The organism is Saccharothrix sabaoui (assembly GCF_051756985.1).
Lineage (GTDB): Bacteria > Actinomycetota > Actinomycetes > Mycobacteriales > Pseudonocardiaceae > Actinosynnema.
This window is the reverse complement of sequence record NZ_JBPKJK010000003.1, coordinates 131455-143226: the sequence shown is the minus strand read 5'-3', so window position 1 is coordinate 143226 and position 11772 is coordinate 131455. Positions and strand designations below refer to the sequence as shown.

11 protein-coding genes and 1 pseudogene are annotated in these 11772 nt (G+C 72.4%); 10 read left to right on the top strand and 2 right to left on the bottom strand.

Annotated features, from left to right (window positions below; translation table 11 throughout):
* Positions 1-383 precede the first annotated feature (383 nt).
* Both ACR807_RS02060 and ACR807_RS02055 read left to right on the top strand, forming a co-directional pair.
* The gene (locus ACR807_RS02060; RefSeq protein WP_438919436.1) at positions 384-1085 is read left to right on the top strand and encodes an NUDIX hydrolase; all 702 of its coding nucleotides are present in this window, start codon (positions 384-386) and stop codon (positions 1083-1085) included.
* A gap of 107 nt (positions 1086-1192) precedes the next feature.
* Positions 1193-1612 (top strand): annotated as a pseudogene (locus tag ACR807_RS02055) (NUDIX domain-containing protein); the annotation flags it as partial.
* A 19-nt stretch (positions 1613-1631) separates the two neighbouring features.
* On the opposite strand, the gene ACR807_RS02050 reads toward ACR807_RS02055, so the two are convergent.
* Positions 1632-2366 (bottom strand): NUDIX hydrolase, encoded by a 735-nt coding sequence (locus tag ACR807_RS02050; protein WP_438919435.1) that lies wholly within the window; start codon positions 2364-2366, stop codon positions 1632-1634.
* Positions 2367-2672: 306 nt separating this feature from the next.
* On the opposite strand from ACR807_RS02050, the gene ACR807_RS02045 reads away from it, so the two are divergent.
* The 5 genes from ACR807_RS02045 (at position 2673) to ACR807_RS02025 (ending at position 8433) form a co-directional block, all read left to right on the top strand.
* The gene (locus ACR807_RS02045) at positions 2673-2795 is read left to right on the top strand and encodes a hypothetical protein (RefSeq protein ID WP_438919434.1); all 123 of its coding nucleotides are present in this window, start codon (positions 2673-2675) and stop codon (positions 2793-2795) included.
* A complete protein-coding gene (locus ACR807_RS02040) occupies positions 2792-4816 on the top strand; it encodes a hypothetical protein (protein ID WP_438919433.1) in 2025 nt (674 codons plus the stop codon). Before ACR807_RS02045 ends, ACR807_RS02040 begins: the two co-directional genes overlap by 4 nt.
* A 128-nt stretch (positions 4817-4944) precedes the next feature.
* Complete coding sequence (locus ACR807_RS02035) at positions 4945-5808, top strand: 5'-methylthioadenosine/S-adenosylhomocysteine nucleosidase (protein WP_438919432.1); 864 nt, start codon at positions 4945-4947, stop codon at positions 5806-5808.
* Positions 5805-7778: a hypothetical protein gene (locus ACR807_RS02030; protein WP_438919431.1), complete on the top strand. Its 1974-nt coding sequence runs from the start codon at positions 5805-5807 to the stop codon at positions 7776-7778. The genes ACR807_RS02035 and ACR807_RS02030 overlap by 4 nt, the downstream gene beginning before the upstream one ends.
* A 91-nt stretch (positions 7779-7869) precedes the next feature.
* Positions 7870-8433: a hypothetical protein gene (locus ACR807_RS02025; protein ID WP_438919430.1), complete on the top strand. Its 564-nt coding sequence runs from the start codon at positions 7870-7872 to the stop codon at positions 8431-8433.
* Between the two features lie 28 nt (positions 8434-8461).
* Here ACR807_RS02025 and ACR807_RS02020 read toward each other — a convergent pair whose 3' ends face one another.
* Complete coding sequence (locus ACR807_RS02020; RefSeq protein ID WP_438919429.1) at positions 8462-9268, bottom strand: helix-turn-helix domain-containing protein; 807 nt, start codon at positions 9266-9268, stop codon at positions 8462-8464.
* 295 nt (positions 9269-9563) lie between these two features.
* Here ACR807_RS02020 and ACR807_RS02015 point away from each other — a divergent pair, with 295 nt between their 5' ends.
* From ACR807_RS02015 to ACR807_RS02005, 3 genes are read left to right on the top strand one after another with little or no spacing between them, the layout of a single operon-like run.
* Positions 9564-9878 carry a hypothetical protein gene (locus ACR807_RS02015; protein ID WP_438919428.1) on the top strand — a complete coding sequence of 105 codons (315 nt, stop codon included), beginning with the start codon at positions 9564-9566 and terminating at the stop codon, positions 9876-9878.
* A gap of 34 nt (positions 9879-9912) precedes the next feature.
* Positions 9913-10212 carry a YciI family protein gene (locus ACR807_RS02010; RefSeq protein ID WP_438919427.1) on the top strand — a complete coding sequence of 100 codons (300 nt, stop codon included), beginning with the start codon at positions 9913-9915 and terminating at the stop codon, positions 10210-10212.
* A 43-nt stretch (positions 10213-10255) separates the two neighbouring features.
* Positions 10256-11770: an AMP-binding protein gene (locus ACR807_RS02005; RefSeq protein WP_438919426.1), complete on the top strand. Its 1515-nt coding sequence runs from the start codon at positions 10256-10258 to the stop codon at positions 11768-11770.
* The last annotated feature ends 2 nt before the right edge of the window (positions 11771-11772 follow it).

Here is an 11772-nt window from a genome sequence, read left to right as displayed (position 1 = left end):
GAGCTGTCCGGCCCGGTGGTCGAGTTCGGTACCGACGAGTTGCCCGACGTCGTGGAGAGGTCGGGCAGGCGGTCGCCCGGCCGGACCGTCAGGCAGGGACGACCACCGCGTCGCCTGCGAGGTAGACGGGCAGCGGCAGGCCCGCTCGTCGGTCAGGCGGAATCGACGAGCGGGATCACCCGCGGAAACGCTTCGGTTCGACGGTCGGGGTCGGGGGCGGGGGCGGGAGTGCCGCGAGCCCGGTGGACACCGGGTCCTCCCGACCGTGACCACGGTCTGCGAGCCGCAGGCGCGGGGCCTCACCCGGTTCGGGAATGGCCGGTCGCGATCCGGGCTGCCGCTGGAGAGGCGCCGTCCGTGCTCGTGCTCGTATCCTCGCCGGCATGAGCCGCCCCAGGCAGACCGTCACGCTCACCGCCGACCTCGTCATCCTGACCATCCGGGACGGTGAGCTGTGCGTGCTGGTGATCGAGCGCGGCACCGAGCCGTTCGCGGGTCGGCTCGCGCTGCCCGGCGGCTTCCTCCGCGGTGACGAGAGCCTCGACGAGACGGCGGCGCGCGAGCTGGCCGAGGAGACCGGCGTCGACGCCGAGAAGCTCCACCTGCAGCAGGTCGGCGTCTACTCCGCCCCGGACCGCGACCCGCGCAGCCCTCGCGTCGTGACCTGCGCCTACCTGGCGATCGCGCCCGACCTGCCGTTGCCGAGCGCCGGGTCGGACGCGCGGGCGGCGCAGTGGCTCCCGGTCGCGCGGGCGCAGCGGGCGGGGCTCGCCTTCGACCACGACGAGATCCTGCGCGACGCCCTGGAGCTGGCCCGCGCCCAGCTCCAGTTCCGCACGATCGCGACCGCGTTCTGCGGCGAGGAGTTCACCATCGGTGAGCTGCGCGAGGTGTACGAGGCGGTCTGGGGCGTGGAGCTGGACAAGCCCAACTTCTACCGCAAGGTCACGGAGGCGGACGGCTTCGTCGTGCCCACGGGGGGCAAGCGCCCCACCCCCAACGGTCGTCCGGCGGCGCTCTACCGGGCCGGGGGCGCCACCGCGATCTCGCCGCCCATGACGGGTCCGCGCCCGACCACCTCTTGAGCGGGTTCCGCCTGCCGAATTTTGTTGTTGTGACAATTGGCTCAACGGAGCGGAAGTCACCCACATGGCCACTTGGTGTCAGGTTGACAATAACCTAGCCTGGGGGCATGACGGACAACGAGGGATCGTGGCCTGCGGGCAGCAGGCTCACGGCGGACGTGGTGCTGTTCACCCGGCGGGACGGCGTGCTGTCGGTCCTGGCGGTGGAGCGCGGCAAGGAGCCGTTCCGCGCGGCCCTGGCGCTGCCCGGCGGTTTCGTGGAACCGGGGGAGAGCGTGCCGGAAGCGGCCGTGCGGGAGCTGGTCGAGGAGACCGGCGTCGAGGTCGCCCGCGACCGGTTGAGGCGTTTCGGCTGCTACCGGGAGCCCGGCCGCGACCCGCGCGGGCCCGTGGTGAGCGTGGCCTTCCACGGTTATCTGGCCGGGTCGCCGCCGGTGGTCGGTGGCAGCGACGCCCACGCGGCCCGCTGGGTGGCGCTGCCCGAGTTCCTGTCCGCGGCGGCGCGCGTCGCCTTCGACCACCGCGACATCGTCCGGGACGCGGTCGTCAGGAGGTTCGGCTGGTGTCCGGCTTGGGGGAGGGCGGGCGCAGCATCGCCGGGTGCAGCACGTCGGCCGGGCCGCGGCGGTAGAGCGCGGCGGGACGTCCACCGTCCCGCGTCGTCTGAGTCCCGGTCGGGACCAGGAAGCCCTCGGCCCCGGTGACCTTGCGGTGGAAGTTGCGGGGGTCCAGTGCCTCGCCCCACACCGTCTCGTACACCCGCCGCAGCTCGGTGACGGTGAACTCCGGCCCGCAGAACGCGGCGGCCAGGGTCGTGTACTCCAACTTGCCCCGGGCCCGTTCGACGGCGTCCTCGATGATCGACCTGTGGTCGAACGCCAGTTCGGTGCCCGGGTGCAGCGCGGTCGCCGCGGGCACCCACCCGGCCGCCCGCGCGTCACCGCCCGCGGTCGGCGCCGCCAGCCCGGGCACGAACGCGAGGTAGCAGACCGTCACCACGCGCTGCCTCGGATCCCGGTCGGGCGCACCGTAGGTCCTGAGCTGCTCCAGGTGCAGGCCGTTCGCGTCCAGGCCGGTCTCCTCGGCGAGCTCGCGCTCCGCCGCGGCGTCCAGGCCCTCGTTCGCGTCGAAGAGAAAACCGCCGGGCAGGGCCAACTTCCCGAGGTACGGCTCGATGCCGCGCTCGACGAGCATGACCTGGAGGGCGCCCTCCCGAACGGTGAGCACGGCGAGATCGACGGCGATCGCGATCTCGGGGATCTTCCACGTCCTGTTGGCCATGATCGTCGCTTTCAGTGACCGCGGTGGCGACCGCCGGACGATCATCCGTCCACTTGCAACATTCTACTCGGAGTGGGCGCGGCCCGCGTGATCCTCTTTATCGTCATGTTGACGAGAAATGCTGGACCGCGTTACCGTCTACCCCACCCGCGGCCTCGGGCCGCGTTCCCCTCCGGCTCCACACCACCTGCGATGACTGCTGCCGCAGGGAGTTCGACCAGGCCGTGCCGCGGAACTCGCCCTCCGCAGACCTCGAGCACACGACGACGGCGCAGCCGCGACAGCGGACCGCCTTGGGGTGACCAGATGACCGTGATCCTGATCGACGACCGCACTCCGCCGCCCGCCGCGACGTCCGCGTCGCCGGTGGTCCGCGACAACGCCGCACCCGGTGACCTCGGGACCGGGCGGACGGGAGGCCGGCGGTGAGCACCGGACCGGACGACCAGGACGTGCCGCACGTCGAGAACCAGAACTCGGCCTCGGAGGGCGCGCACGTCGACCAGCAGATCGGCGTGCACGTCGGCGACACGACCATCCACCACGACCAGCGCACCTACCACGTCAACCAGGGCGATCCGCCCGAGCGCAAGCTGGAGGTGGCCCGCAACCTCCTCGACGCCGGCGCGCCGCGGCGCGCGGAGGAGATCCTCGACGACCTGCTGCGCAGCGGCTGGACCTCGACCGAGTGGGCCTACCACTACGCCCTGGCCGTGGTGGGCGAGCGGTCGTTCGTCGACTTGACGGGCACGCTGCTCGACCGGCTCAAGGAGGCGAGGCGGATCTGCTCCGCGGCGGCGCACGACAGGTGGTCGGTCGCGTTCGACGTGGTCTGGGAACTCCTGCGCTGGGCGCGCCGCGTGTACCGCCGCGAGGCCGACAGCGGGCGGGACTACGCCTTCGGCCTGCTCGAAGTCCTCCCCCTGGTGCGGCAGGAGGAGATCTTCCGCCACCTGGACGCGGTCATCAAGGACGTGCGGGACGAGGGCTGGGAGGCCGACCTCAAGGCCCGGATGCTCAAGGAGCGCACCGTGCCGGAGCGCAGGAGCCAGTCCGAGAAGTTCTTCGAACCCGATCCGGCCGAGCCGAAGCCGTACCTGCCGCCGTTGCTCAAGCCCAGGGCGCAGGACCGCGCCTGGAGCGCCGTCGCCGTGGTGGGCGTGCTCCTCGGGGTCCTGCTGCTGGTGTCGGGACCGTTCCGCTCGGGTCTGCTGCTCGAACTGCTCCTGCTGTCGGCGGGCGGCTACCTGGTGCTGCGCTGCGGTGCCGTGGCCCGGCTCGGGAACCGGGAGCAGCCCGCACCGCCCGACTTCCAGCCGGCCGGCAGGTTCGACAGGGACATCAGCGCCATGGTCGACCACCGCTTCCGGAAGGTCGGGCCGAAGAAGGGCACCCCGGGCGCGGAGGAGTGGGATCGCCGTACCAAGGGCCACCGCACGCACCTGAAGAAGCGGATCACCTGGTCGTACCACGCGGAGGACATCACCCCGGCCAACGTCAGGTGGCTGGTCGACTGGCACGCGGAACGCCTGTACGCGCAGTGGCCGTGGGGAGGCGGGGCCGCCGACCGGGACGTGCGCAAAGCGGTGTGGGGCTACCGGCTCGGCGTGGTCGCCGCGCTGGCCGGCTCGTGCGGCGCGCTGCTGGCCGGCGAGCTGTCGGCCGTCCTGGTCCTGGTGCCGACCGGCCGGCTCGTCCTCAAGCACGGCGTGCGCGTGGCCGCGACGCGGCACGCCAACCGGGCCGCCGAAGCCGAAGCGGCCCGCGTCCACCGCGAGGAGCTGGACGAGCACCTGGCCCTCGTCGACGCGCTCCGGGACCGGCCGAAGGACGCGCAGATCGCCTGGTGGTACACGCTCGACAAGTTCTACCTGGTGTCCGACGCGATCAAGCGAGCCCGACTGCCGAGGCAGGAGGTCGTCGAGGTGCTGGTGCTGACCGAACGCGCACCGTTCGCCCGGCGCGGCAGGGTGCAGTACGGACCACCCCGGTACGAGGCGTACAACGTCCACCTCCTCCTGCTCACCCACCACGGTGTGCGCGCCTTCAAGGTCCACCTCGACGCGCACACCGGGGAGGCGCGCAACGAAACGCGCCAGGTCTTCAGCTACGACAAGATCGCGTCGGCCTGGACGGAGGAGAGGGGCGTGCGCACCACGACCGACGGCACGGCCGATCCCGCGGTGGAGAACGTGAAGAGCGGCACGTTCCGCATGGCCCTGATGAGCGGCCAGGAGATCAAGCTCAAAGTGGACTGCCTGGAGGAACGTCCGTCCGACGAGGAGGCCGCGGCGGAGTTCGCCGACGTCGCCTACGAGACGTCGGGCGTCAGGAAGGCGATCCCGGTCCTGGAGTCGATCGTCTCCGAGGGCGAGAACTGGATCCTGCGCGACCGCGAGCGCCGCGAGCAGTGGGCGCGCGACTGGGACGAGACCACCGTCGGGGGCTGATGCCGCCGCAGACCGGGTCCCGCGGTGCCCGGTCGGCGAACCCGTCACCCACCGCGGCGACCCACCGCGCAGGCGCTTGTTCCCCTCGCGCCCCGACAACCCTGGAGTGGAGAACCGTGAACGTGATCATGACTGCGCTGAACGTGGAGCACGCGGCCGTGCTCGAGCACCTGGAGGGCGTGCGACCGCACCGGCACCCGTCCGGCACCGTGTTCGACGTCGGCACGGTGGCCGGCCACCCCGGGCACCGCGTCGCCCTGGCGCTGACCGGGGCGGGCACCACCGCCGCGGCCACGTTGACCGAGCGCGCCAACACCGAGTTCGCGCCCACCGCCATGGTGTTCGTCGGCGTCGCGGGCGGCCTGCGGGACTGGCTGGCGATCGGCGACGTCGTCGTGGCCACCAAGATCTACTCCTACCAGGGCGGGCGCAGCGAGGACGACGAGTTCCTGGTGCGCCCCTCCGCCTGGTCCGTCTCGCACCGCCTCGACCAGGAGGCCAGGAGGCTGGTGCGCGGCAACGCCTGGCACGCGTTCCTCCCCGACCGGGCCGAGGGCGACGCCCCGGTCGCCTGCTTCGAGCCCATCGCCGTGGGTGACGTCGTGCTCGACTCCCGCACCTCGGAGCTGGCCCGCAGGCTGCACACCTCCTACAACGACGCGGTGGCCGTGGACATGGAGGGCTCCGGGTTCGCGCACGCCGCCCACCTGGGCGATCGGGTGCACGCGGTGGCGGTGCGCGGCATCAGCGACCACGCCAACGGCGAGAAGGGCAAGGCGGACCGCGCGGGCGGGCAGCGGCTCGCGGCGCGCAACGCCGCGGCGTTCGCCATCGCGCTGATCACCGCGCTCGAACCCGACGAGGACGTCACCACCGATGAGGGGCCGTCCCTCCCGATGCCGTTCGTGCACAACAAAAACACCGCGCGGGGCAACGCCCGCGTGGGGCAGCAGATCGGCGTCAACTTCGGCTCGACCAGGAGGTCCCGGTGATCGGGGACCTGCTCGACGTCGACAACCAGAACGTCGCCTCCGGCAACGCCCACGTCGACCAGCAGATCGGCGTGCTCGTGGAGAGCGTCTACCACAACGACACCATCTACAACATCGGCGAGAACGACAACCCTGGGCGCAGGCACGAGGTCGCGCTCGCCTACCTCGCCGGCGGTGTCCCGAGGCGCGCCGAGGAACTGTTCGGCGCTCTCGTCTTCAACGGCGACCAGTCGACCGAACGCGCCTACTACTACGTGCTCTCGGTGCTCAGCGAGCGCAGCTCCAGCGACCTCACGGCGGAGCTGGCCACCGGCATCCGCGACGCCTGGAAGCTCTGCGAGTCCTTGCCGGAGGACAAGTGGAAGCGGGCTCACCGCGTGGTTCGGAGCCTCCTCGACCACCTCCGGACGAACGAGGCGGACGGCTCGTTCGCGGCGGTGTCCGCCTTCGGCAGGCTGCCCGCCGATCGGCAGGACGAGATCAGCAGGCACCTGTCGCTGCTGGTCGACGGCATGGTCGAGCGGCAGCTGAACGCCGAGCGCAAGCACCAGGTCGGCACCGAGCGCACCTCCGGGAACCGCTCCGGCCGGGCGCGGAAGTTCTTCGAGCCCGATCCCGTGCCGCCCACCCGGTACGAGCGGCGGATGCTCCTCCCGGCGCCGAAGGACCGCAAACCGGCGGTGGTCGGGGGTGCGGTCGCACTGCTGTCGTTCTCGACCCTGTTCTTCGGCTCGATGACGTTCGTCTCCTGGCTGGGTGTGCTGCTGTTGGTGGCGGGCTGCGCCGTGATGGCCCGCTACGGCATCGAGCACACCACGCGCCTGCTGGACCTCGCCCTCCGGCGCGACACCTCGGAGGGCGAGCAGACCGGACCGACGGACGTCGACAAGCTCATCGAGCGCTGCTTCCGCGACGCGCGCCCCGAGTACGCCAAGGAGTGGCCGCGATACGCCGTCGGGTACCGCACGCGCCTCAAGCACCGGTTCAACACCCAGCTCCGGCACGACCAGCAGGACGTCAAGCAGCTGAAGTGGCTGTTCGACTGGCACGCCCGGCGAGTCGCCCGGCGGTGGCCGCACCACGACCCGTACGGCCAGCCGGAACCCACCGCACCCGGCGGCGCCCGCCTGTGGCAGGCTGCCGGCGCCCTGGCGGCGCTGGTGGGCCTGGCCCTCCTGCTGCTGGTGGCGCAGCACTGGCAGGTCGTGCCGATCGCGGGGGGCGGCTGGTTCGCCCTGCCCGCGCTGGTGGAGGTCGTCGCGGCCGGCCGTGCCGCCCTGCTCCCGGTCAAGGAGGCCAACGAGCTGTTCGACGAGGAGATGGCCGAGTACCGCCGGTGGCGGAAGGACCTGGACGACCGGCCGACGGACGGCGAGATGGCTCGTTGGCTGGCACTGGACAAGGCGCACCTCAAGGCCACGGCACTGCGCGCGGGCAACATCGCCGAGCAGGACCTCGTCTCGCACGTCGTCATCAACCAACCGGCCCCCGGGGCCCGGCGCGGGGCGGTGGTGCACGGACCGCCGCGCTACGAGGCGTACCTGGTCACCGTCATCCTGCTGACCAAGTACGGCATCCGGGCCTCGCGCGTGTACTTGGACTTCACCACCGGCGACGTCAAGAACGAGAACTGGGACGTCTTCGGCTACGACCGCATCGCGTCGGCCTCGCTGCGCCTGCGGGAGAGGTCGGCCAGGAAGATCCCCGGCGAGCCCCCGCGGAAGGTGCACAACCGCGAGTTCCGGCTCCGCCTGCTCGACGGCGCGGAGATCCTCAGGGTCAGCGAACGCCTCGACGTCGAGAGCGACACGGAGGTCGACGACGAGTCCGAGCTGGAGCGGCTCGCCGCGGCGACCTCCGGGATGGACGCGGCCCTCCCGGTCCTGGAGGCCGTGGCCCACCACGGGCCGGCCTGGCTCGACCTCGAACGCGACCGCCGGAGCCTGTGGGCGGACACGTGGTCGGACTGACGGGAACACCTCCTCGCACGCGCGAGACCGACGGAGGAGTGACGACAAGCGGATGAACGGAACCCGGAACCGTGGAACCACATCGGAAGACGTGCTCAAGGACTTCCTGCTGGCCGAGTACGAGGCCCTGAAAGCCGAGCAGAAGTCGCGGATCGCCCTGCGGGACCGCCTGACCTACACCGCGTTGGCCACGCTGACGGCGACACTGGCACTGGTGGTCCAACCACCCACCCGGCCGCACCTGCTCCTCCTCGTGCCGCTGGTGTGCCTCGTCCTGGGCTGGACCTACCTGACCAACGACCAGAAAGTGTCGGCGATCGGCGACTACCTGCGCCGGCACCTGGCCTCCGCGCTGGTCGGGGCCGGGGGCCGGGAGGACGCGGTGCTCGCCTGGGAGTCCGTCCACCGCGACACCCCGTTGCGGCGGCTGGACAAGTCCGGGCAGCTGGCGGTGGACCTGTTGGTGTTCGCGGTCCCGTCCCTGCTCTCGACCGCGCTCTACTGGACGGCCGCCGACGTGCGCGCCGACCTGCTCGCCGTGTCGATCGTCGAGGCGCTGGCCACCGTGGCGTTCACCGCCCGCGTCGTCGTCGCCGCCGACCTGGCGCGTTGCCCGGGTCGGCGGCGACGAGCAGGCGACCGGGGCAAGAGCTGATCGGCCGGCCGCCACCGGTCGGTGGCGGCTAGCGCACGGTCTTGGCGTAGGCGCCCGCGCTCATGCCGAGCGCCTGCCGGAAGTGCCGGTTGAGCTGGCTCTGGTCGCAGTAGCCCAGGGTGGCGGCCACGTCCGCCACCGAACGGCCCTTCGCCAGCATCGTCGTGGCCCGGTCCAGCCGCAGCAGGGTGCGGTAGCGGTGGGGTGGGACGCCGTAGACCTGGCGGAAGCTCCTGACCAGGTGGTACTTGCCGCAGCCGGCCACGGCCGCGAGTTCGTCGAGGCTGACGTTGGCGTCCAGCCGGTCGTGCAGGACGTCCCGGGCTCGCCGCAGCGCCGGGGGGCCGAGCGCGCGGTCGTCCGGGCCGGGAGCGGTCGCGTGCCGGGTGACCAGGTCGTCGAGCAGGATGGTGAGGGCGGACTGGAGGGCGAGCCGGTCCGTGCTGTGGACCAGACCGCGGTGCAGTGCGGCGATGCCGTCGAACAGGCCGCGGTCGGGGTGGGCGAGCCGGTGGAACCTGGGCGGGCCGGTGGCGGCGCGCGGCATCAGCTCGGCGTCCACCAGCAGCAGGTCGAACTCGGCCCTGGGCTCGTTCCCGCCGAGCGCCTGCACGACCTCGTCCGGCTCGACCACCGTCACCGCGCCCGCGGCGCCCGACTCCTGCTCCCGGCCGCGGTACCGCACCGGCGGCGGGGCGTCGCCGTGCCTGATCTTGATCGTGTAGCCGCTGCTCAGGGTGAACCGCGGGCGGGTGTAGTTCGGGATGCGCCCGGACAGCACTTCGACCCCCGCCAACTGCGGGGGGCGCCACCTGCGCAGGTGCGACTCGTCCATGTCAACTTCGCCCTAGTTGGTGTTCCCGGCCTGGTCATACGGTGGTGCGTGCGGTCGCAGGAAGGCTTGGACCCCCCAACGGAGAGGGAGAGCGCCGATGGTCGAACCGGTCGAGCCGGTCGGACCCCAGTGCAGCAGATCTTGCCGGGTCGTGGCGCGTTCCCGGGCGGGCACTGCACTTCCGGGCAGGATTCGCGCATCGAACCCGAACTACCCCTGGGGACGAACCCGTCATGTCGGAGATCATTCGGGTTTTCGCACCCGTGCCCGCCGGGCCGAGCACCGGCGGGGCCGCGTGAACCACGCGACGGTGGTGCTGCGGCTGCACGGCTCGCACACCGACGACGCCTCGGTGGAGAACGCCACCGTGGAGGCGACGTGGGCCGCGGCGACGCCCGAGGACTCGATCGAGCGCGTGCACGCCCAGGTCGTGCGGGACCGCCTGTACGTGACCCTGTTCCGGGTCAGCCGGAACCGCGAGGAGACCCGGGCGATCGCCGCGGAGGTCTGCCGGCGGACGATCGCGGCCTCCCCCTTCCTCTCGCGGGTCGTGCACGGGGAGATCAAGACCATCGTGCTGCCGCTGAAGTCCTTCGGGATCGACCCGTAGTGCGCCCTGCCACGACCAGGACGAGGAGATGACCGTGACCGTCTTCGCCGTGACGACCGCGAAGGGACCCCGCTGGGACCCCGCCCGCGGCATCCGGGAGCAGGCCGAGTGGGACGGGCACTCGGATTTCGCCGACGACCTGTTCGACCGCGACGTCATCATCCTCGGCGGCCCGATCGGCGACGGCGGCGGTGAGGACGTCGGGCTGCTCGCCGTGGTGGCGGCCGACGAGGACGAGGTGCGGTCCGTCTTCGCCGAGGACCCGTGGGCGCTCAACGGGGTGCTGCGCATCAAGGAAGTACGTCCCTGGACGCTGTGGCTCGACCGGCGGTGACTCGGTCCGGCGGACGGTGTCCCGATCCGGAAGGCGCGGGCCGGTGAACCACAACTACACGCACGCGGTCCTGGAAAGCCTCGGCAGGCGACCCGAGCGGGTCGCCTGCCACCAACCCGACGGGACCGCGGTCCGCCGCGGCGACCTGCTGGCGCTCGTCCACCGGTTCGCGCACGTGCTGGCGGCGAAGGGGGTGCGGCGGGGGTCGAGCGTGACCCTGCTGTCCGACAACCGGGTCGAGGTCGTGGCCGCCAAGTACGCGGCGAACCTGCTCGGCGCGAGGACCACGTACCTCGGCAACGGCCTGGCGGCGGTCGTGCAGGCGACCGTCGTCGCCGCCGTGGGCACCGACGTGCTCGTGGTGCCCGCCGCGTCGGCCGGGCGGGCCGCCGAGCTGCTCGGACGGGCGCCGGTCGCCACCGTGCTCGGCCTCGGCCCCACGGGAGCGGGGGAGGACGTGCTGGCCCTGGCCGACGAGGCCCCCGGCGATCCGGTCACGCCGAGCGACGTGGACGCCGAGGACGTCTGCTACGTCCGGCACACCAGCGGCACGACCGGCGTCCCCAAGGCGATCCAGGTCACCTGGGCGGCCCAGGCGAGCCTCTTCGACCGCATGGGCGCGGTGGTCGACGCGGACACGGTGCTGCTGCTCTGCACGGCGCTGTCGCACGCCGGCGGCCTGTCCGCCGAGGTCGTGCTCGGCCTCGGCGGTCGGCTGGTGCTGCACCGGGGTTTCGACCCCGCGAAGGTGCTCGCCGACGTCGCCGCCCACCGGGTGACCGAGCTGATCCTGCCGCCACCGATGCTGTACCGGGTCGTCGACCACCCGGCGTTGGGCGACCACGACCTGTCCAGCCTGCGCTCGGTGAGCTACGGCGGCTGCCCCGCGTCACCGACCAGGCTCGCGCGGGCCGTCGAACTGCTCGGTCCCGTGCTGGTGCAGGTGTACTCGCAGAACGAGGCGGGCGTGATCTGCGAGCTGTCCGCCGAGGAGCACCTGGAACCGGAGCTGCTCGCCACCGCGGGACGCCCGGTGCCCGGGGCCCGGGTGACGATCCGCGACCAGGACGGCCACGAGGTGCCCACCGGCCAGGCGGGGGAGGTCTGCGTGCGGTCGCCGACGGCCGCGAAGGGGTACTGGCGCAACCCGGAGCTGACCGCGCGGGTGTGGCGCGACGGGGAGGTGCGCACCGGGGACGTCGGCTACCTCGACGAGCGGGGCTACCTGCACCTGTGCGACCGGATCGGGGAGAGGGTGATCGTGGAGGGCGGGTACGTGTACCCGGCCGAGGTGGAGGAGCTGCTGGCGCGGCACCCGGCGATCGCCCAGGTCGCGGTGTTCGGGGTGACCGACGCGGACGCGGTGGAGTCGCTGCACGCCGCCGTCGTGGCGCGCCCGGGGCACAGCGTCGCACCGGAACAGGTGCGCGCCTTCGTCACGGCCGAACAGGGCACCATGTTCACGCCGCACCGGGTGCACCTGGTGGACGGGCTCCCGCTGACCGACGCGGGCAAGCCCGACAAGGACCTGCTGCGCCGGTCGCTCGCCGGCCGGTGAAC